General features: G+C 65.2%; 22 protein-coding genes, 1 tRNA gene and 1 other RNA gene. 9 read left to right on the top strand and 15 right to left on the bottom strand.

The window, feature by feature from the left end:
• The first annotated feature begins 30 nt into the window (after positions 1–30).
• Complete coding sequence (locus tag E3227_RS07300) at positions 31–822, top strand: hypothetical protein (RefSeq protein ID WP_144318049.1); 792 nt, start codon at positions 31–33, stop codon at positions 820–822.
• On the opposite strand, the gene E3227_RS07295 is transcribed toward E3227_RS07300, so the two are convergent.
• The 3 genes from E3227_RS07295 to thrC are packed head-to-tail and all read right to left on the bottom strand — an operon-like array spanning position 819 to position 3,394.
• Complete coding sequence (locus E3227_RS07295; RefSeq protein ID WP_246062651.1) at positions 819–1,802, bottom strand: trypsin-like serine protease; 984 nt, start codon at positions 1,800–1,802, stop codon at positions 819–821. The two genes, E3227_RS07300 and E3227_RS07295, sit on opposite strands and share 4 nt — an antisense overlap.
• Complete coding sequence (locus E3227_RS11820) at positions 1,789–1,917, bottom strand: hypothetical protein (protein ID WP_258562603.1); 129 nt, start codon at positions 1,915–1,917, stop codon at positions 1,789–1,791. The genes E3227_RS07295 and E3227_RS11820 overlap by 14 nt, the downstream gene beginning before the upstream one ends.
• Before the next feature lie 25 nt (positions 1,918–1,942).
• Positions 1,943–3,394: a threonine synthase gene (gene thrC / locus E3227_RS07290; protein ID WP_144318048.1), complete on the bottom strand. Its 1,452-nt coding sequence runs from the start codon at positions 3,392–3,394 to the stop codon at positions 1,943–1,945.
• Positions 3,395–3,439: 45 nt separating this feature from the next.
• Here thrC and E3227_RS07285 point away from each other — a divergent pair, with 45 nt between their 5' ends.
• Positions 3,440–4,702: an MFS transporter gene (locus E3227_RS07285; protein WP_246062650.1), complete on the top strand. Its 1,263-nt coding sequence runs from the start codon at positions 3,440–3,442 to the stop codon at positions 4,700–4,702.
• 291 nt (positions 4,703–4,993) lie between these two features.
• Here E3227_RS07285 and E3227_RS07280 read toward each other — a convergent pair whose 3' ends face one another.
• The 3 genes from E3227_RS07280 to glnA are packed head-to-tail and all read right to left on the bottom strand — an operon-like array spanning position 4,994 to position 9,619.
• Complete coding sequence (locus E3227_RS07280; RefSeq protein ID WP_144318047.1) at positions 4,994–5,248, bottom strand: hypothetical protein; 255 nt, start codon at positions 5,246–5,248, stop codon at positions 4,994–4,996.
• Positions 5,249–5,265: 17 nt separating this feature from the next.
• Positions 5,266–8,283 (bottom strand): bifunctional [glutamine synthetase] adenylyltransferase/[glutamine synthetase]-adenylyl-L-tyrosine phosphorylase, encoded by a 3,018-nt coding sequence (locus E3227_RS07275; protein ID WP_144318046.1) that lies wholly within the window; start codon positions 8,281–8,283, stop codon positions 5,266–5,268.
• A gap of 1 nt (position 8,284) precedes the next feature.
• On the bottom strand, positions 8,285–9,619 hold the full coding sequence (glnA, locus tag E3227_RS07270) for a type I glutamate--ammonia ligase (RefSeq protein WP_144318045.1): 1,335 nt from the start codon (positions 9,617–9,619) through the stop codon (positions 8,285–8,287).
• Between the two features lie 82 nt (positions 9,620–9,701).
• Here glnA and E3227_RS07265 point away from each other — a divergent pair, with 82 nt between their 5' ends.
• Positions 9,702–11,342, top strand: a complete 1,641-nt coding sequence (locus E3227_RS07265; RefSeq protein ID WP_144318044.1) for a CYTH and CHAD domain-containing protein — start codon at positions 9,702–9,704, stop codon at positions 11,340–11,342.
• 6 nt (positions 11,343–11,348) lie between these two features.
• Here E3227_RS07265 and E3227_RS07260 read toward each other — a convergent pair whose 3' ends face one another.
• Complete coding sequence (locus tag E3227_RS07260) at positions 11,349–11,555, bottom strand: hypothetical protein (RefSeq protein ID WP_136651453.1); 207 nt, start codon at positions 11,553–11,555, stop codon at positions 11,349–11,351.
• Between the two features lie 113 nt (positions 11,556–11,668).
• Between E3227_RS07260 and E3227_RS07255 the strand changes: the two genes are divergently transcribed.
• On the top strand, positions 11,669–12,901 hold the full coding sequence (locus tag E3227_RS07255) for a galactokinase family protein (protein WP_144318043.1): 1,233 nt from the start codon (positions 11,669–11,671) through the stop codon (positions 12,899–12,901).
• On the opposite strand, the gene E3227_RS07250 is transcribed toward E3227_RS07255, so the two are convergent.
• The 6 genes from E3227_RS07250 to E3227_RS07225 all read right to left on the bottom strand — a co-directional run bounded on the left by E3227_RS07250 (position 12,898) and on the right by E3227_RS07225 (position 18,880).
• Positions 12,898–14,295, bottom strand: a complete 1,398-nt coding sequence (locus E3227_RS07250; protein ID WP_144318042.1) for an RNB domain-containing ribonuclease — start codon at positions 14,293–14,295, stop codon at positions 12,898–12,900. The two genes, E3227_RS07255 and E3227_RS07250, sit on opposite strands and share 4 nt — an antisense overlap.
• A 138-nt stretch (positions 14,296–14,433) precedes the next feature.
• Positions 14,434–15,345 (bottom strand): endonuclease domain-containing protein, encoded by a 912-nt coding sequence (locus tag E3227_RS07245; protein ID WP_144318041.1) that lies wholly within the window; start codon positions 15,343–15,345, stop codon positions 14,434–14,436.
• 156 nt (positions 15,346–15,501) lie between these two features.
• Positions 15,502–15,907, bottom strand: an RNA gene (rnpB, locus tag E3227_RS07240) — RNase P RNA component class A.
• A gap of 21 nt (positions 15,908–15,928) precedes the next feature.
• Entirely contained in the window at positions 15,929–17,035 is a 1,107-nt protein-coding gene (locus E3227_RS07235) for a bifunctional RNase H/acid phosphatase (RefSeq protein ID WP_144318040.1), read from the bottom strand.
• Between the two features lie 3 nt (positions 17,036–17,038).
• Complete coding sequence (locus tag E3227_RS07230) at positions 17,039–17,725, bottom strand: zinc ribbon domain-containing protein (RefSeq protein WP_170228652.1); 687 nt, start codon at positions 17,723–17,725, stop codon at positions 17,039–17,041.
• An 18-nt stretch (positions 17,726–17,743) separates the two neighbouring features.
• Positions 17,744–18,880, bottom strand: coding sequence for a Nif3-like dinuclear metal center hexameric protein (locus E3227_RS07225; RefSeq protein WP_136651447.1), 1,137 nt, complete (start codon positions 18,878–18,880; stop codon positions 17,744–17,746).
• Positions 18,881–18,914: 34 nt separating this feature from the next.
• Between E3227_RS07225 and E3227_RS07220 the strand changes: the two genes are divergently transcribed.
• From E3227_RS07220 to E3227_RS07205, 4 genes are read left to right on the top strand one after another with little or no spacing between them, the layout of a single operon-like run.
• Positions 18,915–19,547 carry an HAD-IA family hydrolase gene (locus E3227_RS07220; RefSeq protein WP_136651446.1) on the top strand — a complete coding sequence of 211 codons (633 nt, stop codon included), beginning with the start codon at positions 18,915–18,917 and terminating at the stop codon, positions 19,545–19,547.
• The gene (locus E3227_RS07215) at positions 19,537–20,016 is read left to right on the top strand and encodes a low molecular weight protein-tyrosine-phosphatase (protein WP_144318039.1); all 480 of its coding nucleotides are present in this window, start codon (positions 19,537–19,539) and stop codon (positions 20,014–20,016) included. The genes E3227_RS07220 and E3227_RS07215 overlap by 11 nt, the downstream gene beginning before the upstream one ends.
• 6 nt (positions 20,017–20,022) lie before the next feature.
• A complete protein-coding gene (locus tag E3227_RS07210; protein WP_136651444.1) occupies positions 20,023–20,880 on the top strand; it encodes an SURF1 family cytochrome oxidase biogenesis protein in 858 nt (285 codons plus the stop codon).
• 15 nt (positions 20,881–20,895) lie between these two features.
• Positions 20,896–21,489 (top strand): hypothetical protein, encoded by a 594-nt coding sequence (locus E3227_RS07205; protein ID WP_144318038.1) that lies wholly within the window; start codon positions 20,896–20,898, stop codon positions 21,487–21,489.
• A gap of 946 nt (positions 21,490–22,435) precedes the next feature.
• Here the strand turns inward: E3227_RS07205 and E3227_RS07200 are convergent.
• Positions 22,436–22,508 (bottom strand) — tRNA-Val (locus E3227_RS07200).
• 42 nt (positions 22,509–22,550) lie between these two features.
• Positions 22,551–22,961 (bottom strand): DUF3052 domain-containing protein, encoded by a 411-nt coding sequence (locus E3227_RS07195; protein ID WP_006839877.1) that lies wholly within the window; start codon positions 22,959–22,961, stop codon positions 22,551–22,553.
• A gap of 205 nt (positions 22,962–23,166) precedes the next feature.
• Between E3227_RS07195 and aceE the strand changes: the two genes are divergently transcribed.
• Positions 23,167–25,887 carry a pyruvate dehydrogenase (acetyl-transferring), homodimeric type gene (aceE, locus tag E3227_RS07190; protein WP_374058463.1) on the top strand — a complete coding sequence of 907 codons (2,721 nt, stop codon included), beginning with the start codon at positions 23,167–23,169 and terminating at the stop codon, positions 25,885–25,887.
• The last annotated feature ends 4 nt before the right edge of the window (positions 25,888–25,891 follow it).

Genomic DNA, 25,891 nt, shown 5'->3' with positions numbered 1-25,891 from the left:
TGCAACCGTGGGCTAGAATTGCCAACCATCATGACCGAGCCCCAGCTTGCCGATGCCCCAGCTAACGAGCCCGTCGACGCCAACATCCGGATGCTGCGTGCGCTGCCCGCGCCGGTGTTCACCGTCGCTTACGGCGCCGTGCTCATCGGGCTGATCGCCGGCGGCATTGTCCTGGCAGACACGGCGAGCTCTCACGAGGACGCTCCCCCGAGCGTCGGCAAGCCGCTGCGGCCGTTCAACCCAGTGGAAACGAGCGTGGACAACGTCGACGCCTCCGTGCGCGCTTACCTGATCGCGGACGCCGCCACCGCGCGAACGTCGACGGGCGTGACACTCACCGGCACGATGACCGACACTGCGGAAGCCAGTCTGGCGGAATTCTCAGGCCACGTCTCGCGGCTCCTCGAGCAAAACTGCGTCGACAACATGACGGTGCGCACGCAGGACAACCTGCGGATCAACCTCTGGGGATACTGCTACAACTCCCCCGGCCCGGCGACCATTGAGAGCTACGTCACCGACGCGTTGGCCGGCACGACCGACTCCGTGTCCTTCTACTTCTACCCCGGCCGCCCCGTTGAGCACATGGTGGCCATGACCTGGTTCAGCAATTCCACCTCCGCAGCCGATGCGATCGTCGACAGCTGGGATGACCGTGAACCGGTAGCCCCCACCGACCAGCTCGTTCTCACTGCCTACGACCCCGAGAAGGTCCGCGTGCAGGAAAAGTACGGTCCGCGCGTTGATCGGTCGGACGCACATTTCGAGGATCCCACCGGGGAGGCATTCCGCGAAAAGTGGGACGCGCAGCAACGCGGTTAGACGCTGCGAATCTCCCACAACGCGTCCGGCACAACCGCGTTGATGACCTGCATCGTCTGATCCACGTTCGAGTACGACATCAGCCTCGGGTTGTCCATCCCCTCGTAGCACTCCTCCGCTGAACGGCCTGCCTCGGTGCCGGAAACGACGCCGATGATGGTGGCGCGCCCGTTGACGTCCTGGAACACCGGCCCGCCTGAATCCCCCTTGGCTGCGCAGACCGCGGCGATATCGCCCTTTGTCTCGCGGGTGACATCGGAATCGGTCGTGATGATCTGCACGCGGCCCGTCTCCTGGAACTGCCCACAGGTGTAACCGGTGGTGCCTCCCGTTTTGCAGATGTAGCCCGGCGGGGTAGCCAAATCTTGCGCGATCCCGGTCTCGATCGGGTCGCCCACCAGCGACATGTACCGCTGCGGGTCCGTGATCTCGATCACGGCAACGTCAATATCCGGCGCGCCCTCGCTGTAGAGGCCCGAGTAAATGAAGTGGCCCACCTCGGTCGCGTAGTCCTGCGCCGTGGTCGCGTTTGTCGGCCACACCAGATCCCCCTCGCGACCGCAGTGGCCAGCCGTGACGGCGAAGTTCCGGCCCTCGGCGTTGCTGAAAGAAAACGCGACGGTGCACGACTGCGCGGTAAAGGCCTCGCCGGGGCGCGGGTAGTGATCCGTGGATTGGATCAGCGTGCCCGGCGCCCACAGGGCGAAGCTGGGCATGCGAACGACGTTGACCACCTCGCCCGGAGCGACCTCCGCCGGGGCCGCTGGCGGGGCGCCGGCGTTGTCGCCCGGGGTCTGCACGGCCTCGAGCGCCTGGCGCTGTTGGATGGTGGCGGTCGGAAACTGCGACGCGTTGATCCCCGCCCACACGATCATCGCAACCGTGAACAGGGTGATGACCAGGATCGTCGTCCAAGCTCCAATCCCGACGCCCCGCACGGGGGCCGCGTGCCGCGCCGATTGCGGATTAGGACTGCTCACTGAGGCTGTCCTGGGTGTCGTCGTTCTCAGCCTGGTTATTCTTCAGGTCGTTGATGAACTTCTCCGGGTCGAATTCCGCGAAGTACTCCTTGCCCGCGAACTGCTCCTGTGCCATAACTTGCCCCCTTGAAACTCAAGCGCTAAACGTCCGTGCTCTGGATCGAGTCGATAATGTAGTCCTTCACCTTATCGGCATCGTTGGGCAGGTCCACAACGTGGCGCTCGGCATCCAAGATGTGTGCGAACCTCTCAGGCACATCCGGGGCGAAGCCCAGCGCCTCGGTGATCGTCTCCGAGAACTTCACCGGCAGCGCAGTCTCCAACACCACGATCGGGGTATCAACCTGCTGCGCGACACCTCGCGCGACAAACATGCCGTCAGCGGTGTGCGGGTCGATCAGGTAGTCGTACTTCTCGTGGACAGCCTTGATCGTGGCCACCCTGTCGGCGTGGGTGGACGTGCCTGAAAGAAAACCAAAGTCCTCGCGGATGCGCTCCATGCACTCTGGGTCACCGAGATCGTCCGCGGAGAAGCCGCCCTGCTTCGCTTTCACTGCGAACAGCTCCGCGGTCACGGCGGCGTTGCGCCCGGTGGCATCGAAAATGAAACGCTCGAAGTTCGAGGCTCGCGAGATGTCCATCGACGGACTAGAGGTTGCATGGGTCTCGGCCGCCGAGCGCGGGCGGTAGTTGCCGCCGGAGAAAAAGTCGTGCAGCACGTCGTTTTCGTTGGTGGCCACGATAAGCTTGTCAATCGGCAGCCCCATCTGCTTGACCACATGGCCTGCACAGATGTCACCGAAGTTGCCGGTGGGCACGCAGAAGGAAAGCTGCTCGTCGTTGGACTCGGTGACGCGCAGGTAAGTGGAAATGTAGTACACCGTCTGGGCCACAAGCCGCGCCCAGTTAATGGAGTTGACTGCTCCAATGCGGTACTTAGCCTTAAACGCCGCGTCCGCGGACACCTCCTTGACCACGTCCTGGCAGTCGTCGAAGACACCATCGAGGGCGATGTTGAAGATGTTGGGATCGTCAAGGCCGAACATTTGTGCCTGCTGGAACGCGGTCATGCGCCCGGCTGGGGTCAGCATAAACACGCGGATGTTGTCGCGCCCACGCATTGCGTGCTCAGCGGAAGATCCGGTGTCGCCTGAGGTGGCGCCGAGGATGTTGAGCTCCTCGCCGCGGCGGGCCAGCTCGTACTCGAACAGCTCGCCGAGCAACTGCATCGCGATGTCCTTGAACGCCGCGGTTGGCCCTTCGGACAAGTGCGCGATGTAGAGAGCTTCGTCGAGCTTTGTTACCGGGACGATCTCCTCGGTGGAAAACACCGGGGTGCGGTAGGCACGCGCGGTGATCTCCTCGATCTGCGCCGGCGGGATGTCGTCGACGAAGAGCTTAACCACCTCGGCGGCGAGGGCTGCGTAGCCTTGGGCGTCGAGAAGCGTGCGCCACGCGTCGAGAAGATCGGGCGTAATGCGCGGGTAGACGGCCGGAAGATAAAGACCACCGTCGGGGGCGAGGCCCATCAAGAGGATGTCGGTGAACTTGGCGGCCGCGACCTTGGAATCGCGCGTTGAAATGTAATCCACGGTCTACCACTGTACAAGGCGGGGCCCTGGAGTACGTTCACTCACATGTCCTCTTTCCACCCCCGTGACCGCGTAACCCCCCGAGCTGTAGTGATCTGGCTTGCGGCGGTGGCCGTCTACGTCGTGGCGGTGACGGGGCGAACCTCCTTCGGGGTGGCGGGGCTCGCCGCAATGGACCGCTTCGACGTCGACGCCTCGCGCATCGCATTGTTTACTTCCGTGCAGGTCGGCGTGTACGCGCTGGCGCAGATCCCGGTGGGACTACTCATCGACCGCCGCGGCCCGCGATTCATGCTCGTGACAGGAGCGCTGGTCATGGCCACCGGCCAGGTCATCCTCGGATTCACTGACTCCTACCCGCTGGCCATTGCCGCGCGCGTGCTCATCGGCGCGGGCGACGCCACCGCGTTCCTCTCCGCGCTGCGCCTGTTGTCCTACTGGTTTCCGATGCGCCGCACGCCGCTGTTTACGCAACTGACCTCGGCAACCGGCCAACTCGGACAATTCCTGTCGGCGATCCCGTTTCTCCACCTGCTTCAAGCCCGGGGCTGGACGGTTGCCTTTGTCTCACTCGGCGCGGTGGGGACACTCGTCGCGCTCGCGGCGTTTGTCGCCGTGGCGGATTCGCCCGACGCGCTGGTGAAAACAGAGACGACAACGCGAATTCCGGTGCGCGAGATCGTCGCTCGCGTGTTGCGTTCGCCACTGTGCTGGGAGGCGTTCACCATCCACGGCCTGGGCATGTTCTTCATGATCAACTTCGCACTGCTCTGGGGCATGCCGCTGATGATCCAGGGCATGGGCTTAAGCGCCGCCCAGGCGGGGACGGTGCTGACGGCGTTTACGGTGACCACGATGCTCGGCGGGCCGTGCCTCGCACCACTGTCGGGGCGCACGGGCGAAAACCGCGACCTCGCCGCAGCGCTGGTCGCATCGCTGCACTGCGTCGCCTGGATCATCTTCTTCGCCTCCCCCACTTCCCGCGGCTTCGGTGCGCTCATCGTGCTCGCCGTGATTATGGGCCTGGCCACGCCGGTGTCGAACTTCGGGTTCGACACCATCCGCGAGGAAATGCCGCGCAGCATCGTCGCCTCCGGCACGGGCCTGGGCAACATGGGAGGCTTTTTCACCGGCATGATTTCCGCGCAACTCATCGGCCTGCTTCTCGACGCCGCAGCGCCCGAAGGCAACTACACCTGGGGCGACTTCCGCTACGCCTGGGTTGCCGCATTCATCCTCTGGGGCATGCTGCTCGCCGGGTTGTTCACCTCGCGTTACTACGTGGTCCGTGGCAGGCGCGCGCGGTAGCTCGGGGTCCGGGTGCTGAAGTATAGCTGCTAGACCTCAAGCGTTCGGGTTTTGGGAAAGTGCAGGTCGCGTGTTGCTGAGGTGGCGGCCTGGGCGCTGAGGTATAGCTCCTAGACCTCAACGCGGGGCACTTTGAAAAAGTGCAAGTCGCATGTGACTAGTGTGACACCCCACGCGCTGAGGTATAGCTGCTCGACCTCAAGCCCCAGCACCCCGGAAAACCCCAGGTCGCCTGTGACAAATGTGACACCCCACGAGCTGAGGTATAGCTGCTAGACCTCAAGCACTCCCCTACGCGCGCGGCGGCTCGAGGCGCCCGTTGAGGATGTCGATGACGGACCGGATTGCGGCGTCGCCAAGCGGCGCGGACCCCGTCTCACGCTTCGCCGGCGTCGCAACCGGCGACTCCGCCCGCACAACAAGCGTCGTGCCGTCGAGCTCGAGAGCAGCTCGCTTATCGACGCCCGCCGCACGCGCCGCCTCCACCAACGCAGCCAGGTCCGCGAACGTCGCCGAACTCACGTCAACACTCAAATTGATAGCCATACCCGCCCAGTGTATGGCTAATTGAACTCCAGCGACGGGACCTCACCCCAGAACACCTCTTCGACAACCTGGTGTGCCCGGCGCGTATCGCGCAGGTAGTCCTCCAGGAACTGCTGCTGGTCCTCCGGGTCGTAGCCCGCGGAGCCTGCAACCTGCGCGAGCTGCGGGCCCGGCGCGGGCAACTGATCCGTGCGCTTGCCCGAGACCAGCACCAGCGCGTTTCGCGCGTTCGTCGCCGCGAGCCACGCGGTGCGCAGCGTGCGGGCCTGGGCGCCGCGGATCACCTCCGGATCGTCGAGCTCGTCGAGGTAATCGAGCACCTGCAGCGTTGAGGTGTTGTGCAACCGCGGGTGGTTGTGGGCGTGCATCATCGTCAGAAGCTGCACGGTCCACTCGACGTCGCTAAGCGCGCCGCGGCCAAGCTTCGTGTGGGTGGCGCGGTCCGCGCCGCGGGGCAGGCGCTCGTCGTCCACGCGCGCCTTGATGCGCCGGATTTCGCGGATGTCTGCCTTCGACGCCCCGGACTCCGGGTAGCGGAACGGGTCGATCGCGCGCAGAAATGCCTTGCCTACCTCTTCGTCACCAGCGATCTCGGTGGCGCGAAGCAGGGCTTGCTTCTCCCACACCTCGCCCCACTCTCGGTAGTAGCGCTCGTAGGAGGCGATGGTGCGCGCCACCGCCCCCGAGCGCCCCTCCGGGCGCAGGCCCAGATCCACCTCCAGGGGCGGGTCGCCCGAGGGGGTGGACAGGCGCGTGCGCATCTGATCGATGATGCGAACAGCCCAGGCCACCGCCTCGGATTCCTCCACCCCGTCCGCAGGCTCAGCGACGATCATCACATCGGCGTCGGAACCGTAACCAAGCTCGGCGCCGCCGAGGCGACCCATGCCGATCACCGCGATGCGTGCGGGCGGATCCTGCTTGCCCGAAGCCTGCAGGTCAGCGCGAATTTCCGCGCGCAGCGCGGCCTCAAGCACCGCCTCCCACACCCAGGTCAACTCGATGCACACCTGGCGCACATCCATGAAGCCAAGCAGGTCGGCGGCGGCGATGCGTGCGAGGTCCGCGCGGCGCAGCGAGCGCGCAATCCCCACCGCGCGGACCGGGTCCTCATGGCGCTTCGTGGCGGCGAGGATCGCCTTGTACACCTGGTCGGGAGCGACGTCGAGGAGCTTCGGCCCGCTCGCACCGTCGCCGAGCAACTGCACCACGTCCGGAGACGCAATGATGAGGTCCGCGATGTAGGGAGAGGTCCCCAGAATGTGCATGAGGCGCTGGCCGACCACGCCCTCGTCGCGAAGCATGCGCAGGAACCAGCTTTTGTCCTCCGCCGCCTCGGAGAGCTTGCGGTAGTTGAGCAGGCCGGCGCCCGGGTCGGCGGTGTCGCCGAGCCACTTCATCAGCGTCGGCAGCAAAATCGCCTGCAGCTTCGCCTTGCGCGAGCTGCCCTTAACCAGCGCACTCAAGTGCTCGTAGGCGCGGGCCGGGTGGCGGTAGCCCAGCGCCTTGAGCTGGGCCTTGACCGTATCGGCCGACAGCGTCGCTTCGCCGACGGACAGGTCCACCACGGCGGACAGGAGCGGGCGGTAGAACAGCCTCTCGTGAAGCTGAGAGACGGATTTGCGTACCGTGCGTAGCTTCTCATCCATTCGCTCCACGGCGCTTTTCTGGCGGTACGGGGTGAAACCGGCGGAGCGGGCAAGCCAGCGCCGGGCAGCATCATCGTCGTTGGCCGGGAGTGTGTGCGTGCGTTTGAAGCGGTGCAGCTGCAGACGGTGCTCGAGCAGCCGCAGGAACCCATAGGCGTCGATGAGCTGGCGCGCGTCCTCGCGGCCGATGTAACCGCCCTTGGTGAGAGCTTCGAGCGCGACGACGGTGTTGGGGTTGCGCAGCGTTTCATCGAAACGCCCGTGAACAAGCTGCAGCAACTGGACCGCGAACTCAACGTCGCGCAACCCCCCGTGGCCCAGCTTCAGCTCGCGTAGGCGCATATCCTTCGGCACATTTTCCAACACGCGCCGACGCATCGCCTGAATGTCATCGACGAACGACTCGCGCTGGCTCGCCTCCCACACCAGCGGGGCGAGCGCGTCGACGTAGTGCTGCCCGAGCTCTATGTCGCCCGTCATTGGGCGGGCCTTGAGCAGCGCCTGGAACTCCCAGGTCTCCGCCCACCTTTTGTAATAGGCCAGGTGTGAATCCAGCGTGCGCACCAGCGCACCGGATTTGCCCTCCGGGCGCAAGTTGGCGTCGACGTCGAAGAAGCAGGCCGAACCCAGCTTGATGAACTCCGAGGCCAGCTTGGTCGCGTTAGCGTTCGCGGGCTCGGCGACGAAGATGACGTCCACATCGGAGATGTAGTTCAGCTCGCCGGCGCCGCACTTGCCCATTGCCAGCACGGCGAGGCTACAGTCCGCCTCGTCGTCGTTGAAGACCACGCGCATCGCCACCGCCAGCGCCGCCGTGAGCGCGGCGTCCGCGCACACGGTCAGCATGTGGGTAATCGCCCGGTAGCCCATCATGGGCTGGGCGTCGCCGCCCCGATTCGTAGATGCGAAGGTGCCCGCCAGGTCAGCCGCCGCGAAACGCATGATCAGGGTGCGGTACGCGTAGCGCAGCGCGTTGCGCGCGTTCGTACCGTCGAAGTACGTCTCACCAGCGCGGTAGGTGCCCGCGGCGGTACGCGCCTCATTCGCCGTTGAGCCGGGCTCCGGCACCGCTTCGACAGCGTCGAGCATGGTGCGCATTACCTCGTCGGGCTCGGGCAGCGTCTTTTCCAACAGGCGCCACTGCTCGGGGTGCGCCACCAAGTGATCCCCCAACGCGGTCGACCCACCGAGCAGGGCAAACAGTCGGGTGCGTAGCACCGTGTTGGAACTAAGCGACGACCGCAGGTCCGCGACATCGTCGCCGAGGGCTTCGGCCAAGCGCGACAAGGTGTGCGCGGCGAGCTCCGGGTCGGCGGCGCCGGCCACGGCGGAGCGCATGGCGACCAGGTCATCGCCGGAAAAACCGAGATCTTCTACAACGCCCATGTCAGAGGTCTAGGTGGTTGTCGATCTCCCAGCGGGTGATCTGGGAGGTGTAGTTGTGCCACTCGTCCCACTTCGAGCGCAGGAAGAACTCGTAGACCTGCTCACCGAGCACCTCGGCCATGAACTCCGACTTCTCCATGTGCCGCAGCGCCTGGTCCAGCGAGTTCGGCAGATCCCGGTAGCCCATCGCGCGGCGCTCCCGGCGCGTCAAGGAGAAGACGTCGTCACGCGCTGGCTCATCGAGCTCGTAGCCCTCGTTGATTCCCTTCAAGCCCGCGGCGAGCACCGCGGCGAACGCGAGGTAAGGGTTGCAGGCGGAGTCGAGCGACCGCACCTCGATGCGGCGCGAATCCGCCTTGTGCAGCCGGTAGGTGGGAACGCGCACCATCGCTGAGCGGTTGGACACGCCCCACGTCGCGGCGGTGGGCGCCTCGGAGCCGAACTGCAGGCGCTTGTAGGAATTGACCCACTGGTTGGTCACTGCCGAGATTTCGTTGGCGTGCTCGATGATGCCGGCGATGAACTGGCGGCCCGTCTTGGACAGGGAAAACTCATCGTCGGGGTCGTGGAACGCGTTGGTTTCGCCCTCGAACAGCGAGAAATGGGTGTGCATCGCGGAGCCGTCCCTATCCGCGAACGGCTTGGGCATGAACGTCGCGTGGATGCCGTTGGCCTCCGCGATGGTTTTGACGATGTAGCGGAAGGTGACAATGTTGTCCGCCATCGTCAGGGCGTTGGTGTGGCGCAGGTCGATCTCCTGCTGCCCCGGCGAGGCCTCATGGTGGGAGAACTCGGTGACAATACCCATGTACTCGAGCGCGGAGATGGACATGCGGCGAAACTTCGGTGCCACGTTGCGCTTGGCCTGATCGAAGTAACCACCGTAGTCCGCCGGGCGCGGCATCTCTCCGGGCTGCACCGGCTTGACCGCGTAGAACTCAATTTCGGGGCTGGCCATAAACTCGAAGCCGGCGTCGCGCGCCTCCTGGATTTGCCGGCGCAAAACCTGGCGCGGATCCGCGAACAGCGGCTCACCGTCGGGCATGGTGATGTCGCAGAACATCCGGGCCGTTTGCAGGCCAACTTCCTCGTCGAAGGGCAGCGCCTGGTAGGTCGACGGGTCGGGGCGCAACAGCGTATCGGATTCGGAGATCCGCGAAAACCCTTCAATGGAGGAGCCGTCGAAGCCGACGCCCTCATCGAAGGCCGCCTCAAGCTCCGCTGGCGACATCATAATCGTCTTCAGAGAGCCCAAAATATCCGTAAACCACAGCCGGATAAACGAAATGTCCTGTTCATCGACCTTTTGAAGCACGTTTTCCTGTTGGCTGTTCATACCCGCCTACTCTAGCGCCGTTTACGTGTTCATCCCGGTAAAGTCGTATGTACCGATGTGTTAACAGAAAGGCCGGTGACCCATGTCTGAGAAAACAGGCAACGCGGAATCTGACGTAGAGACTTTCCTCGAAGTGGAGGTCAAGCTAGCGGTCGACGAGACCACCGGCATTCCCGACCTGACACAACTGCCGGGGGTGGATGAGATCTTGTCCACCGAGGAGCACAACCTGACCGCGATTTACTACGACACGGACGATCTGCGCCTGACGCGGGCGAAGATCACTCTGCGCCGCCGCACGGGCGGCGACGACGACGGCTGGCACCTGAAGCTTCCGGCCGGCTCCGCCCGCACCGAGATGCGCGCCGAATTGGGTAACCCCTCCGAAATTCCGGCGGAGCTGACCGACAACGTCCGCGCCATCGTGCGCAACGCCCAACTCTCACCTATTGCCCAGGTGGATAACCGCCGCGTCGTCATCTCGCTCGGATCCCCGACGGGTGAGAAAGTCGCCGAGTTTTGCGACGACCACGTCACCGCGTGGTCGCTCCTGCCAGGCGGCGAGCGCTCGTCGTGGCGCGAATGGGAAGTCGAACTCGGGGCGTTCACCGCCGGCACCGAGGCCGGTGCCGAGCTGATCCACCAAGCGACTAGCTTTTTGATCTCCTCCGGCGCGCGCAAGTCCTCCTCGCCCTCGAAGCTGTTTACCGCTCTCGGCGACTCGTTGCACTCCGCTCCCCTGCCGCCGCACATGACAGAGACGGGGCTCGACCCTCAGTCCCCGGAGGGCGCTGTGGTCGAAGCGCTGCGTGGCCACCGTGACTCCATCGTGAGCTGGGACCCGCGCGTGCGTGCCGACGAGTGGGACTCGGTGCACCAGATGCGCGTGTCCACGCGTGAGATGCGTTCGCTTTTGGAAACCTTCGAGGGAATCTTGGAAGGCGAGCAACTCGGACACCTCGAGACCGAGCTGAAAGACACCGCCGCAACCTTGGGTGTCGCGCGCGACGCGGAGGTTGTGGAGGAGCGCTTCATCGAGCTGCTCGACTCCGACGAGTCCGGGCTTATCGACGACGCCGCGGCAGAACACATCCGCGACGACATGCGCGCCGACTACGAGGCCGCGCACGAGGAGATCGTCGGCATGCTCAACTCCGAGCGCTTCTTGACGCTTCTCGACGACATCGACGCCCTGCTGGCCAACCCGCCGGTCAGCTCCGAGATCGCCGCCGAGATCGAGGGCGACAAGGGTAAGGACTCGGGCAGAAACGACAAGTCGACCAAGGGCGCGTCTAAGGCAATCCTTTACGACCACCTCGCCGAGGGCTTCAAGAAAGTTACCAAGCGTGACGCGAAGGTGCAGAAGTACTACCATGACACCGATTTGCCGCTGCACGACCGCGAGGAGTACGTCCACGACGTGCGCAAGGCAGCCAAGAAACTTCGGTATGCGGCTGTGGCCGCCCAGGGTGCGGGCGTGAAATCGGAGCGCCTCGCCAAGGCCTGCAAAGCGCTGCAGTCGCTGCTCGGCGACTTCCAGGACGCGGTGACCTCGCGCGATCGCATCCAGCGCCTCGCCGAAGAGGCTCGGGGCCGCGGCGAGGACACCTTCGCCTACGGCATGCTGTACCAGCGCGAGCTGGCCCGTGGTGAGGAGGCGCTCGAGGGCTACGAGGCCGCGATCCGCGAGGTGAAGAAAGCCTTTTCCAAGATCAAGGTGTAAGCGTTTTTACTTCTCCCAGGAGGCCGGCTTGCCCCAGTTCTCGTCGGCCTCCTCGATTGCGTCGGCTTCCTTGTTGCGCGCGTTGGCGGTCTGCAGCGCCGCCTCTGCTTCCTCGCGGGTGGCGTAGGGGCCCATGCGCTCATCCCAGGCGGATTCCTTGCCCTGGGTGACTTCGCCGGTGGTGGGGTTGTAGTAGAACTGTTCGTCAGCCATTGTCGACTCCTCCGTTTCGGTTACTGTAAGTAGGCCCAGACTACCTGTCGCGACGGGTTGGTAATCTGGGCTCAACGATTGCTCGCAAAATTTCTCCAAAAGGGTGTGTGCTCATGGCCGTGTGGTCCGACCAGTCCCCGTCTAGCGTTGAGCGCGCCGCGCAGCTGCACGAGTCGGCGACGGGTGCTACGGCCAAGCACGTGGCGTCCGCTCCGGCAACGTGGGTGCTGATCGGTGAAAACGTCGATCACTTCGGGGGCGTGACCGTGGTGGGTTTGTCGCATCAGAGTGTCTCGGCGGCCGTGTCGCCGCGCAGCGACGGCGTTCTCGGCGTCACCGTGGATGCTGCCGGCGGCTTTTCCATGGCAACGCAGGTCCCGTTCGCCTCGCTTCTCGACGCCCCCCTGCCCGACGCCTCCGCCTCCCTCGAGGCCCGCGCGTTGCGGCGCATCGCCGGGCTTATCCAGGCCATGGGCGCGCGCCAGATCCTCTCGCGCGACATCACCGGCCTAGACATCTCGATCGCCTCCGACATCACCGCCGGCGGCGGCCTCGGCGCGCTCTACGCGGGAGACGCGGCGCTCGCCCTGGCGCTGGCCGACCTCGCGGGCACCGCCGAGCTCGACGAGGCCCCCACCCGCGCACGCCTCGCCGAGATCTGCTCGGCGGCCGCATCCGCGAACTCCTCCCTGTCCATCCTGCGCGCCCGCCACACAGCCGCGCTGCGCGGCGCAGGCGACACGGTCTCCGTAATTGATTACGCCGACGGCTCCGTCACCCACGCCCCGCACCCGAGCCGACTGGGCGTGCGCATCTTCTCCGTCGCGCGCTCCCTGGGCACCCCGCACGTTGAGCAGGCGCAGCGTATCACCGCCCGCCGCGAATTCATCGACGAGGCCTGCACCAACTTCGGCATCACCTCGCTGCGCCAGCTTCCCGGCGCGGCCGAACGCGTTGTGGAGTGGGTCCAGGCGCGCCGCGATGTCGCCGGCGTTGACACCGCCCCGGACCCGCAGACGGCGCGCGAGTGGGTGCGCTACTGCGAGACGGAGACGCTGCGCTCTCTGGCCGCGGTGAAGGCGCTGCGTTCGCGCCGCACCGACGAGCTGTTTACCCTGCTTAACTCCCCGTCGGAGGCCCACGACATTGTCACCCCCGACGACCTGGTGGCATTAGCCCACGCCCGCGGCGCGGTGTCCGCGCGCCCGGCGGCGGCTGGGATGTCGCAGGCCGTGATCGCGTTCGTTCCGCTGGTCAAAGCGCAAGAGTTTCTCTCTGCAATGGGCGCGGACCACGAGGTTGTGGAGATTTTACCGGGCGCTGTGGCGAGCGTCGATAAGCTTTAGTCCGCCGGCCAGGCGAAGGTGACCTCGCGCTCGGCAATGCTCGCGCGTACCAGGCTCACGCTCGTTTCCACGCCTTCCTCAGGCTGGCCCAGGCACGGCGCGAGCACGGGCGGGTCAATGACGAAGATGCGCGATGCGTCGCGCTCGGCTTCCGTCTTCAACACGACCGCCTGGAAGTTCTGCCCCACCCACGGCTTGAGCACGGTCGCCTCGGTGAGGTTCAGGCACGCCCGATCCACCGTGTTGGCCAGCTGGGAGGTGCGTCCCATCGTCTTAACCACCTGATTCGCCCCCTCTGCCACCCAGGCTGGGGGCTCTGTGCCGGCGCAGATGGCGAGGCAGACCTCGGTGGCGTAGCGGTCAATCAGCCGCCGCAGCGGGGCTGTAACGTGCGAGTAGTAGCCGCCGATGCCCGCGTGCACCTCCGGCTCCTTCTCCTCGAGGTTGATGTAGCCCGCGCCGCGCAGCAGCTTCTGGGCCTCGCGCATCACGGCCATGCCGCGTGGGGTGTCGGCGTTGACGCTGGCCAGGAACTCGCCGATCGGCTCGTCGCCGATCTGGAAACCCAGGTTGCGCATTTCCTGGCGAAACTCCTTCTCCGCGCCGTTGGTGGCGGGGCTCAACGTGCGCAGGAAACCCTTGCCAGCCTGAACCATCATCTGGCCCGCGGCCATGCCGGTGAGCAGCGAGATCTCGGAGTTGTAGTCCATCACGGGGTGGCGCGGCTCGATGACCAGCTCGAAGCGCCCCTGATCGGTCTCCACGACGCGCACGCTCGGCAGGCGCAGGTTGATCGCCTCGCGCCGCAGCGAACTCTCCTGCCGCAGGGTGCCTACCTCCGCGAGCAAGCTTATCGACGCGTGCACCACGCCCCGGTCCATCCCCTCCTGCACCTCGTCGTAGTCGAACCGCGCGCGGCTGCGCACGAGCGCACGCTCGACGAAGGTGTCGGTGACCTCGCCGCGGGAGTCGAGCTGGAAGGTCCACAGCACGGCGGGGCGGTCGACGTCGGGAAGCAGAGATGCCGAGCCCTCACTCAGCTCCGGCGGGTGCAGGCGCGCGGGCTCGTCGGGCAGGTAGATCGTTTGGCCGCGCTTGAGCGACTCCTCACGCACCGGGTTGTCAGTTCCCACCACGAACGCGGCGACGTCCGCGATGGCGTAATGCACCGTGTATCCGCTGGCAGAGCGCTCAATGCACACGGCCTGGTCCAGGTCCATCGAGCCGGGCGGGTCAATGGTGACGAACTCGATGTCGCGGGCGTCCCGACGCGTGGCTGCCAGGGAGTCCGTCAGGCGCTGCGCGGCCTCGTGCTGCTGCGCGGAGAACTCCGTGGGCACATTGAATTCGCGCGCGATGTCTCGAAAGTTCAGGGGCGCCGCATACAGCTTCATAACCCGCCATTGTTGCAAAGATCCCGGCGGGGCGCAGGGCGCGGGCGCCGCTTACCCTAAACCCGGCCGCGTAGGAATGGGAGTGCTCCGCCTCAACTCAGAGCAGGTAGGGGGCGTCCGGTTTTAGGGTGGAGAGGATCACGCCCCCGGCCGCCGAGTGCGCGCCACCCGCGCCTTGTCGATCTGCTCCAGCACGTCGTCAAGCCGCCCCATCACGTCCTCGGGGTACACACGGAAGAACACGTAGCCCATGTTCGTCAGCTCCCGTTCTCGATCACGCTCGCGCAGGAGCACCGCGGCGGTGTGCTCGGCGTACTTGGATTTGCCGTCGATCTCGACGATGAGGAAATCGTCGAAGAGGAAGTCCGGTCGATACTTCCCAATCACGGGCTGGAAGCGCCACCCGCGCACTCCCCGCTCGATGAGCCCGGCGCGGAACCAGCTCTCGAAAGGCGAATCGGACAGGCTCGTCGCCCACTCCGCGCAGCGCAGCACCGTGGCCTTGCCAACGAACCTGCCCATCCGGTGCACCTCCCGTTTCAGCTGCTCAGTGGTGTAGCCGCGCACGGAAAGCAGCCAGTCCGCGGCGACTAGGCCGTCTGCGAAGATGTTGTAGCGCGCAACGTCGATGAAGGTGCGCAGCGCGGTTGTCGTGCGCACGCCGAGAAGGACTTCGACCTCGTCGTCCCTGAACGTCGCCTCGCGGTAGCGCACCAGCGGCATGCGCTTGCTTTTCGACGGCGTGCCACCACTCGGCAACGCCACCTCCACTTCCCGGGCCCTGCCGATTGTCCACATCCCGTGCAACGCCGCCGCGGCGCGCGAGATGACAATTCCTTTGCGCATGCTGCGCCCCGCCGCCACAGCGCGCAGGAAGAAGACCTGCCACGGTTCGAGCGCAGAGTGCACCTGAATGGGAATGACTTGAGTAGGCGCAAGGAAGGCGTACTTGCCGTCGGCAATGTCTTTGCGGATGTAGACGTCGTTGCGTTTGAGCAGGCGAGTGTCCAGGATGGTGTGCAAAAGTGCGTGTAGTTCGTGTTCCCCCATGGGCACACCTTGGCACGGATTTCACACCATGTCATTCGACGTCGCCCGGCCTGTGGATAACTCCCTCAGGGTAAACTCGGACACCCCCTACTCGCCCCGAGTTTAGGAGTAATATCCCCACCTTTACGCGTCTGAGTTTAGGACGAGCGGGCAACGCGAATGAGCCGGCCTATAAGCCGGATTCTGTGCCTGGCAACCAGGCGGTGATCATCCATCTGGGCCTCCCATCGCTGGGGACCTCAAGCAGCTACCTTCGGACATGGGCGGGCAGCCTCGTCGCGTCCGACAACCCCCGCTTCGTCACGAAGCGGGGGCTCTTGCCTTGCTCCCGGTGGGGTTTACCTGGCCACGCGTGTCACCACGCATGCCGGTGCGCTCTTACCGCACCCTTTCACCCTTACCTGCCCGAAGGCAGGCGGTCTACTCTCTGTTGCACTTTCCCGCGGATCACTCCGGGTTGCTGTTAGCAACCACCGTGCCCGTATGGAGTCCGGACTTTCCTCGACCCCCGCCTACCCGTGTACACGGTGGTTCGGGGAGCCGCGATCACCCGGCCGACTCATTCGCGTTTAGAAACTATACTCTACCGGTGGTGCGCAACATCGTTTACGCAGCGTACGACCCCATAATCGCCATAGAATTCCACTACGGAAATACTCGCCAGATCAAGATAGATGTGCTTGAACGCCTCCGCGCCCACACCGAGTGCCTGGCGGATAATCGACTTGATCGGCGTCATGTGCGTGACCACCAGAATCGTCGCACCTTCGTGCCTCTCCTGCAGCGCCAGGCGCGCCCTCGTGATGCGTCGATGCAGCGCGGTGAGCGATTCCCCGCCGGGGGGAGCATTGCTTGACGACGCCTGCCACACGTCAAACTCCTCCGCAAAACGCTCCATGCACTCCTCGCGCGACAGGCCATCGAACTCGCCGTAGTCCATCTCGCGCAGCTGCTCGTCGACAACCACGTCCGTGATGCCCAGGGCTTCGCCGCAGGCATCGGCGGTTTGCCGGGCGCGGGTTTGCGGGGAGGTGACAATGAGGTCGACCCCGCCAAGCGCGGTTACGGCGCGAGCGGCGCGCTGGGCCTGCTCGTGTCCGATGTCGGTGAGCTCCGGATCGGAGGAGCCGGAGTACAGACGGGCCGCGGAGTGCGCGGTCTGGCCGTGGCGCAGCAGGATAAACCGGGTGCGTGGCGCGTTCGTGCCCGACCAGTGCGCGGGGCTGGCGACCTCGTGCTGCGCGCTGGCCTCCTTTTTCGCCCCGACGATGCCCGGCTTCGCCCCGGCGGCAGCGGCGTCCATGGCCACGTTGGACAGCTCGTCGGCCTTTTTGTTCTTCGCGCGCGGCACCCAGGTGTAGGTCACCGACGCAAACCCGGCGGCCAGCGATCGGGCCTGGCGGGCGAGATCGGCCATGTCGGGATGCTTGATTTTCCAGCGCCCAGACATCTGCTCGACCACGAGCTTGGAGTCCATAAAGACCTCCACCTCGGTAGCGCCGAACTCTCGCGCGGCCTCCAGACCGCGCAGCAGACCGTGGTATTCGGCGACGTTGTTGGAGGATTTCTGCCCGACAACGTAAGCCACCTCCGCGAGCGTCTCGCCACCCGAGCCGTAAACAACAGACCCGGACCCGGCCACGCCGGGGTTACCGCGCGAGCCGCCGTCGGTGTACACGCTGACCTTCATCGCTTACTCCCCCGCCGGCGAGACGCGCACGAGCAGCGTGCCGCAGTTGGGGCACAGCGGCACCTCGTCGGCGTCAGCGCTTAAGACTTCGGTGCGCTCTGCTTGCGGCAGTGTGATGAAGCAGGAGTTGCAGGTGCGGCCGTTGAAGGCGGCCGCCCCGACGTCGTCGTAAAGCGAGAGCAGCTCGGCGGGGAGCTGGCCGCGCAGCGCGTCGGTATCGACAACCTCGCGCGGGGGAAGCGCGTCGACGGCACGGCGGGCGGCCTCGACCTTGCGGTCCATCTCGTCGAGGCGAGCGCCGTGGATGTCGCGGTTGTTGCGCAGCGCCTTGACCTCACCGTGGGCCTCCTTGAGCTCGTAGTACAGATCGGCCAGGCGGGATTTCGCCGCGTAGCGGTCGTGCTCGAGGTCCTTGCGGCGCTCCGGGTCGGTCTCTGCGGTGAGCTGGCGCTTGTTGTCCAGGTCGCGCTTCTTCAGCTTGCGCTCGTCCTCCTGGATGCGCAGGATGTCCAGCTCAAGGTCGTCCACCGCCATCTGCGCCGCGGCCGCGGCGGAGGCGAGGCGCTCACGTTGCGTGGTGAGGTCGGCGAGCTCCTTCTCCTCCGCACTCAGGCGCGTGGGGTGGCGCTGGGCGCGGTCGGCGTCGGCAAGCTCGAGCAGCACCATCTGCTTGTCGGGAGAGAGGTTCACGAATGTAGCCCTTCTTTCTTAAGTTCGCGGGTGGGCGGAGACGGTCCACGGGTCCGTGCGGATGGGGATGATCTCGGTGTTAACGTCCAAAGTGTCAACGATACCTTTCGCCTGGGTCGTCCACGGAAACTCCGAGGCCCAGTGCGCTGTATCGATCACCGCTGGCCCGCCGGCGCGCAGGTGCTCGTCCACCGGGTGGTGGCGCAGGTCCGAGGTGACGTAGACGTCGACGCCGAGCGCTGCGACATCAGAAAGGAAGCCGTCGCCGGAGCCGGAGGACACCGCCACCGTGCGCATCATCTGCTCCGGGTCGCCCGCGGCGCGCACGCCCCAGGCGGTTTCCGGAAGCGCGTCGGCGACCTGCTGTGTGAACTCACGAAGCGTAATCGGCTCGGGCAGGGTGCCCACCCGGCCCAGGCCGGGGGCGCGGTCCAGCGGGGTGTCGTCGGCGATTGCCACGATGTCGAAGGCGGGTTCTTCGTAGGGGTGGGCGTTGCGCAGGGCGTCGATAAGCGAGGTGCGCAAGCGCGAGGGCGCGACGAACTCGACTTTGACCTCGGGGGCCGAGTAGTGCTGACCGACCGTGCCTTCGGTCGGGTTGGCGCCGGCGCGGGGGATGAACCCGCCGGTGCCGTCGATACGGAAGGAGCAGCGCTCGTAGTCGCCGATCGCCCCGGCGCCGGCTGCGAACATCGCGTCCATGACACTGTCCGCGTGCTCCGGTGGCACGTTGACGCCCCACTTGTCCACTCTGCCGCGCCGAATCGGCTTGATCGGGCGGCCCGGGGTGATGCCGACGAGCTCGGCGAGCAGGTCGGACACGCCCGGGCGCGCCGAATCCGCGTTGGTGTGCGCCGCGAAGAGCGCGACCCCGCCGCGCAGCAGCGTGTGGATGACCTTGCCCTTCGGGGTGTTCGCGGCCACCGAGGACACCCCGCGCAGCAACAGGGGGTGGTGCACGACGAGCATCTGCGCGCCGATCTCCACCGCGCGCTGCGCCACCTCGAGGGTGCAGTCGAGGGCGAAGGCGACATTGGACACCTCGTCGTCAGGGTCGCCGCAGATCAGCCCCACCTTGTCCCAGTCCTCGGCCAGCGCCGGCGGGTACGCCGCCTCCAGCGCTGCTACAACATCGGCCACCGTCGTTTTGCTCATGCGTCCAGCCTACAAAGCTGCCATGCTTTAAGGCATGCGCACCACTTTGCTTCTCGACGTCGACGGCACCCTCATCGACTCCTACCCCGGCATCCGCACGGGCTTCCTCATCGGCCTCGACGCGGTTGGCTTCGAGCACCCCGGCGAGGAGTTCATCCGGCGCATCCCCGGCCCGCCGATGACGGAGACGTACGCCAGTCTCGGGATGACCCCGGAGCAGAACACGCGCGCCATGGCGGCGTACTCCGACTACATGGCGGGCGACGGGTGGAGCAACTTCACTGTGTTCGATGGCATGGCTGAGCTCGTTGCCGAGTGGAAGGCCGAGGGTTACGAGGTGGTCACGGCGACGTCGAAAGGCGAAGGCTTCGCGCGCAAGGCGCTTAAGCGCGCCGGAATCTACCAACACATCGACTTCCTCGGAGCCGCGCAGGAGCACGGCCCACGCAAGCGCAAAGTCGATGTGATCGAATACGTGCTGGATCACGTCTCACCCGAAAAACCGCTGATGATCGGGGACCGCCACCACGACTTCGAGGGGGCAGCGCACTTCGATATTGCCTCCGTGGCCGTCACTTGGGGCTACGCTGATGCCCGAGAGTACGACCTTGCCACCTACATCGCCCACACCGCGGAAGAGTTAAAGGACATTATCAATGGCTTCTGACCCACTCCACATCGACTTCGTCTGCACCGGCAACATCTGCCGCTCCCCAATGGCGGAGGTGATCGTGCGCGACAAGCTTGAACGGACCGGGCTCGGCGACCGGGTCCGCGTCAGCTCCTCGGGCATCGGCGGATGGCACGTGGGCAACCCCGCGGACGAGCGCGCGCTGCAGGAACTCGAGGCCAACGGCTACGACGGCTCCCGCCACCGCGCCCAGCAGTTCGGCGCCGCGCAGCAGGGGGCGGACCTGTTTATCGCGCTCGACCCGCGCCACGTCTCTGAACTGGTCGCCAGCGGAGTGGACGAGGACAAAATCCGCCTGATCCGCTCCTTCGACCCCGCCTCGCCCGAAGGCGCCGGCGTCGAGGACCCGTACTACGGCGGCATGGAGGGCTTCACCACCACGCGCGAGCAGATCGAGGCCAGCGCCGACGGCATTATCGAATGGGTGCGCGACCAGCTAGACTAGGTGCCTATGAGGAAGACTTTTCTCACCCCCGGTTGGGCGATCGCGGCTATTTTGATCGCGCTGTTCTCCTACTTCGCGTTTACCTTCCTCGCGCCCTGGCAGCTCGGCAAAAACGAGCGCCTCGTCGAGCGCAACGAGCACATCGTCGAGGCCTTCGACAACGATCCGGTCCCGTACTCGGCTGTCGCCCCCGATGGCGAGGTCGCGCCCGCAGACGAGTGGTCGCGCGTGACCATGACCGGCCGCTACGTACCCGAGGACGAGGTTCTGCTGCGCCTGCGTCCGGTGGATAAAACCCCCGCCTTCCAGGTGCTCACCCCGTTTCGCATCGATAACGGCCCAACCATGCTGGTCAACCGCGGCTGGGTCCCCGCCACCGACGGCGGCACCACCGTGCCTCCCATCGACCCCGCCCCCACCAGCCAGGTCACCATCACGGGGCTTTTGCGTCTCGACGAAGGCCCGCACCCCTCAGCGCCCGTACTCGACCAGGGCCACGCGATGGTGTACTCCATCAGCTCCGCGCAGGCCTCCGAGATCACGGGTGCCGACCTCGCGCCGTCGTACCTGCAGCTCTCCCCCGGTGAGTCCGGCGTGCTTGAACCCATCCCGCTGCCGATGCTGGAAACCGGCAACCACCTCTCCTACGGCCTGCAGTGGATCGCCTTCGGCATCATGGCCCCGGCGGGCCTGATTTACTTTCTGTGGGCCGAGGTGCGCGAGCGGCGGCGCTTCAAGCAGGAGCAAGAAGAGCTGCTTGTCGACGCCCCCACCACCGCGTCCACCCCCGCCCCGCGCGGGCGCTACGGCCACACCAAGCGCAACCCCTGGGCCTCGGCTTACGATAGGGAGCAAGAACGCTAGCGTAAGGGGACCGCTGTGAACACCGCTTTGACCGAATCCGATGAGCTGCTCGTTGAATTAACCCTGCTCCAACTGAACGGCGTCGGCGTGCGCCCCGCCAGCGAGGTGGAGGCCGACGACATTGAGGACGCGGTCTTAGACGAGCTGGGGTCGTTCCGCATCCGCCCCCTGGCCACCCTCATCGGGCTCCGCGATCCGGAGGACACCCCGCTGTTCGACAACGTCTGGTGCGATACCTGCGCTGAGCCGCGCACCACACTTGCCCAGCTTGAGACGTGCGCAGAGCAATTGTGCAGCGCCACCGGGACGCAGCTTGTGGAATGCGTCGCCTTTGCAGACCCTGGCTCCGACACCTCCGGATCCGTACGGCTGCGCGTCGGGCAGTGGGACGTTGTCGACATGGACTACGACCTGACTAACGAAAGTCCCGAGCTCGACCTCATCGCCGCGATCGTGCCCTCGGGCGTGACCGCCGTGACGTTTGACCACGACGACCTCGACGCGCACTCGGTGACGGTGTTTCTGCGGTCCGGGGAGGAAGCTGCCAACGTAACGAACTCCCTCGAAGGGGAGCTCAGTGGAGTCGGTGCGTCATCCCAGGGACAGTAAGACAGCCGTTGAAGGAGACCCCCAGATGACATCTCCGTGTCCGGGATCACCGACGATCCATCCTGTCTCTAACTAACGTCGATTCTGCACTCTCTTGATTGACCGACTCGACCATCAGCCTTGACGGTAATTCGGATATGGTCTCGTTGGGAACACCCGTAGGCAGCTGCATCTCGGTTTGCATGCGCGACATTTCAAAACTTTGAACAACAGGAGGTTCCGATTCAGCGGTTCTCTTTAACGTGATTTCCACCCGATCTCCCGGTTGCCCCACGTACGTAATGTCTGCAGTAGGCCTTCCGCGATCGATTTTCACAACCGATTCGTCGCAGAGCCCGTCTGCAGAACCGGTCCCAAGGATCGGATCTTCTGGACCCCGACCTGCAACCTCAGGTGCCGGACTGCCTCCTGAGGCAGTGACCTGATCGGAATCAGCTTGCATTGGTCCCATGTCGTTCGAGCATCCGGATAGAACCATTGCTGAAGCCGCCGCCAGCGGAATCGTACAATTGTGCATTTTGAACATCGGGCCTCTTTTCACACTCGATTCCGTTTGGGAAGGAAGGCACAGCGGAGCTGTCTCACACTGGAACACAATTTCCGGGAGCAGAAAACCCTAGAGTCGGCAACAACGCGAAACTTGGCATCGTTTACTGGTTGTGGCTGGCTGCACTGAATCAAACTCGTTTCCAAAGGCCCCAGGGGCTCGCTTAATCTGTAGCGGCTCACATAGGGGATGCCAGCGAGCCACTGCTTACCACTGTCCTCTCACAGACACCATGTCTAACACGGAAGCTACCTGCGACTCAACGGTCCGCGCTCATCGCGGAATAACCCGCGACAACTACAACTGGCTCAATCTGAACCTGCGCTCCGGTCCCCAGGCCGAGATCACTGTCACTGCTCGAAGCGTCGGTCAGCGAATGACTGAGCTTGGCAGATTTTGTGCGCCATGAGGGGCTCGAACCCCCGACCTACTGGGTGTAAACCAGTTGCTCTTCCAGCTGAGCTAACGGCGCGTGCCCCAGCACTCTAGCACGGGTGCGACTGGGGGCCAAAAGCTACTTCTTGATGCTCGCGCCGGTGAGGCAGGCGCCCTGCCAGTCGCCGAAGCGGTCGGACTTGGTCTGCACCAGGCCCGCAAGCTGGGCGGACTCGGACACCTCGCCGGGCTGCACGCCGCCGGGTGTGCGGGGAGCCGGGGTGAGCAGCCAGATCTTGCCGCCGGTGGTGAGGTTGCGGGCGGCGTCGACAAGCGAGTCGACGAGGTCGCCGTCTGAGGCGCGGAACCAGAGAAGCACGACATCGCACAGCTCGTCGGTGTCCTCGTCGAGAAGCGGCTGCCCGATGGCGTCTTCGATGTCCTCGGAGATAGTTGTGTCGGCGTCCTCGTCCCAACCGATTTCTTGGACGATGACATCGCCGCTAATTCCAAGCTGTTCCGCGTAACTGACAGCACCAGGGGCGCCCACCTTGCGAGTCCTCCTTCTAGTTCCTTTTCCAGATACACGCAGAGTACCCGCTTGCGCTCGCTTTTGCGCCATGCTCGGGGGAATTTCGCGGGTAGGATCAGGGGCGTAATCACAAAAAGTGACCAGGAGGTTTGACGTGGCCGACAACCCGCGCGGGACGGAACCCGTAAGTGACCCGTACGCAGACGAGTCAAGCAACTCGAACATCGAACTGATCCGCGAGGGAGTCGCCTCGTACCTGCACGATCACGACCCAGAGGAAACGAAGGAGTGGATGGACTCCTTCGATGGGCTGTTGGAGTCCTCCTCCCCCGAACGTGCGCGCTACCTCATGCTGCGCCTTTTGGAGCGCGCGTCCGCCAAGCGCGTGCCGCTGCCCGCGCTGTCGTCGACGGACTTCGTCAACACCATTCCGACCGAGCTCGAGCCGGAGTTCCCCGGTGATGAGAAGGTGGAAAAGCGCTACCGCCGCTGGATGCGCTGGAACGCCGCGATCATGGTGCACCGCGCGCAGCGCCCGGGCATCAAGGTGGGTGGCCACATCTCCACCTACGCCTCCGCGGCCGCGCTCTACGAGGTCGGCTTCAACCACTTCTTCCGCGGCAAGGACGCCCCCGGCGGCGGTGACCAGATCTTCATCCAGGGCCACGCCTCCCCCGGCATCTACGCCCGCGCGTTCCTCGAAGGCCGCCTGAGCGAAGACGACCTCGACGGGTTCCGCCAGGAGCACTCCCGCCCGCAGGGCGGCCTGCCCGCCTACCCGCACCCCCACGGCATGCCGGAGTTCTGGGAATTCCCGACCGTGTCCATGGGCCTCGGCCCGATGAACGCGATCTACCAGGCGCGATTCAACAAGTATCTGCAGGATCGCGGGATCAAGGACACCAGCGAGCAGCACGTGTGGGCGTTTCTAGGCGACGGCGAGATGGACGAGCCGGAATCGCGCGGCCTGATCCAGATGGCGCCGCTGTACGGGCTGGACAACCTAACGTTCGTAATCAACTGCAACCTGCAGCGTCTCGACGGCCCCGTGCGCGGTAACGGGCAGATCATCCAGGAGCTCGAGGCCTTCTTTATCGGCGCCGGATGGAACGTAATCAAGATTGCCTGGGGCCGCGAGTGGGACCCGCTGTTTGAAAAGGACGAGGACGGCGCGCTGGTCAACCTCATGAACTCCACGCGCGACGGCGACTTCCAGACGTTCAAGGCCAACGACGGCGCCTACGTGCGCGAGCACTTCTTCGGGCGCGACCCGCGCACCGCGAAGCTGGTCGGGGACATGACGGACGACGAAATCTGGGCGCTGCGCCGCGGCGGCCACGACTACCGCAAGGTCTACGCAGCCTACAAGCGCGCGATGGAAACCAAGGGCAAGCCGACGGTGATCCTGGCCCACACGGTGAAGGGCTACGGACTCGGCCACAGCTTCGAGGGCCGCAACGCCACCCACCAGATGAAGAGCCTGACGCTCGATGACCTGAAGCTCTTCCGCGACACCCAGCAGATCCCGATTTCTGATGAGGATCTTGAGCGCGACCCCTACCTGCCGCCTTACTACCACCCGGGTGAGGATGCGGACGAGATCAAGTACCTGAAGAAGCGCCGCGAGGAGCTCGGCGGGTTCCTGCCGCAGCGCCGCACGACGTACACCCCGCTTGAGCTGCCCGACTTCGAGAAGACGTTCAAGGCCAGCTTCAAGGATTCCGGCAAGCAGCAGGTTGCTTCGACCATGGCGCTGGTGCGCACGTTTAAGGCGCTGACCCGCGATAGGGAGCTGGGCAAGCGCCTCGTGCCGATCATCCCGGACGAGGCCCGGACCTTCGGCCTCGACTCGTGGTTCCCGACGCTGAAGATCTACAACCCGGTGGGCCAGAACTACACCCCGGTCGACCACGACCTGCAGCTGTCCTACCGCGAGGCCACCGACGGCCAGATCCTGCACGAAGGCATCAACGAGGACGGCTCTTCGGCGTCGTTCATCGCGGCCGGCACGTCGTACGCGACGCACGGCGAGCCGATGATCCCAATGTACATCTTCTACTCCATGTTCGGCTTCCAGCGCACGGGCGATAACTTCTGGGCCGCCGGCGACCAGCACGCGCGCGGTTTCATCATCGGCGCCACCGCTGGTCGCACCACGCTGTTTGGCGAGGGCCTGCAGCACATGGACGGCCACTCGCACGTGCTCGCGTCGACCAACCCCGCGGTTGCCTGCTACGACCCGGCGTTCGCCTACGAGATGCCCTACCTCATCACCAAGGGCATCGAGCGCATGTACGGGCCCGACGGCGGCGAGAACGTCATGTACTACATCACCGTGTACAACCAGCCGACGCACCAGCCCGCGCGTCCGGACGACCTCGATGTCGACGGGCTGCACAAGGGCATCTACCTGTTTGATCGCGGCGCGGAGAAGACCAACCGTGTCTCGCTGCTCGCCTCCGGTGTGGGAATGCAGCAGGCGCTGCGGGCGCAGGAAATTTTGCAGGAGCGTTACGACGTCGGCGCGGCCGTCTACTCCGTCACCTCCTGGGTCGAGCTCGCCCGGGACGGGGCGGCGCTTGCCAAGCAGCAGTTGCTGCACCCGGGCGAGGACGTCGGCGAGCCCTTCGCCACCACTGCGCTCAAGCAGACCGAGGGGCCCTACGTCGCCACCTCCGACTTCGCCACGGCGCTGCAGGAGCAGATCCGCCCGTACGTCCCTGGCCAGTACATCGTGCTCGGTGCCGACGGCTTCGGTTTCTCCGACACCCGCGAGGCGGCGCGACGCTACTTCAACATCGATGCCGAGTCGATGGTCGTCGCTGCACTGATGGGCCTGGCCAACGAGGGCAAGATCGAGATGCCGGTTGCCGCGCAGGCCGCCAAGGACCTGCACATCAGTGACCCCACGGAACCGAACCCCAACGGCGACGCGGATGAGTAATCAC

This window comes from Corynebacterium sanguinis (genome assembly GCF_007641235.1).
GTDB lineage: Bacteria > Actinomycetota > Actinomycetes > Mycobacteriales > Mycobacteriaceae > Corynebacterium > Corynebacterium sanguinis.
This window is presented reverse-complemented; position numbering and strand designations above follow the sequence as displayed.

Bases quoted from the DNA above. Each gene is read 5' to 3' on its own strand.
- E3227_RS07250 (WP_144318042.1), bottom strand. From the start codon at position 14,295: ATGAAGCTGTATGCGGCGCCCCTGAACTTTCGAGACATCGCGCGCGAA.
- E3227_RS07225 (WP_136651447.1), bottom strand. From the start codon at position 18,880: ATGAGCAAAACGACGGTGGCCGATGTTGTAGCAGCGCTGGAGGCGGCG.
- E3227_RS07210 (WP_136651444.1), top strand. From the start codon at position 20,023: ATGAGGAAGACTTTTCTCACCCCCGGTTGGGCGATCGCGGCTATTTTG.
- E3227_RS07300 (WP_144318049.1), top strand. From the start codon at position 31: ATGACCGAGCCCCAGCTTGCCGATGCCCCAGCTAACGAGCCCGTCGAC.
- E3227_RS07260 (WP_136651453.1), bottom strand. From the start codon at position 11,555: ATGGCTGACGAACAGTTCTACTACAACCCCACCACCGGCGAAGTCACC.
- E3227_RS07220 (WP_136651446.1), top strand. From the start codon at position 18,915: ATGCGCACCACTTTGCTTCTCGACGTCGACGGCACCCTCATCGACTCC.
- glnA (WP_144318045.1), bottom strand. From the start codon at position 9,619: ATGAACAGCCAACAGGAAAACGTGCTTCAAAAGGTCGATGAACAGGAC.
- E3227_RS07215 (WP_144318039.1), top strand. From the start codon at position 19,537: ATGGCTTCTGACCCACTCCACATCGACTTCGTCTGCACCGGCAACATC.
- E3227_RS07285 (WP_246062650.1), top strand. From the start codon at position 3,440: ATGTCCTCTTTCCACCCCCGTGACCGCGTAACCCCCCGAGCTGTAGTG.
- E3227_RS07280 (WP_144318047.1), bottom strand. From the start codon at position 5,248: ATGGCTATCAATTTGAGTGTTGACGTGAGTTCGGCGACGTTCGCGGAC.
- E3227_RS07275 (WP_144318046.1), bottom strand. From the start codon at position 8,283: ATGGGCGTTGTAGAAGATCTCGGTTTTTCCGGCGATGACCTGGTCGCC.
- E3227_RS07245 (WP_144318041.1), bottom strand. From the start codon at position 15,345: ATGGGGGAACACGAACTACACGCACTTTTGCACACCATCCTGGACACT.
- E3227_RS07255 (WP_144318043.1), top strand. From the start codon at position 11,669: ATGGCCGTGTGGTCCGACCAGTCCCCGTCTAGCGTTGAGCGCGCCGCG.
- E3227_RS07235 (WP_144318040.1), bottom strand. From the start codon at position 17,035: ATGAAGGTCAGCGTGTACACCGACGGCGGCTCGCGCGGTAACCCCGGC.
- E3227_RS11820 (WP_258562603.1), bottom strand. From the start codon at position 1,917: ATGGCACAGGAGCAGTTCGCGGGCAAGGAGTACTTCGCGGAATTCGAC.
- E3227_RS07265 (WP_144318044.1), top strand. From the start codon at position 9,702: ATGTCTGAGAAAACAGGCAACGCGGAATCTGACGTAGAGACTTTCCTC.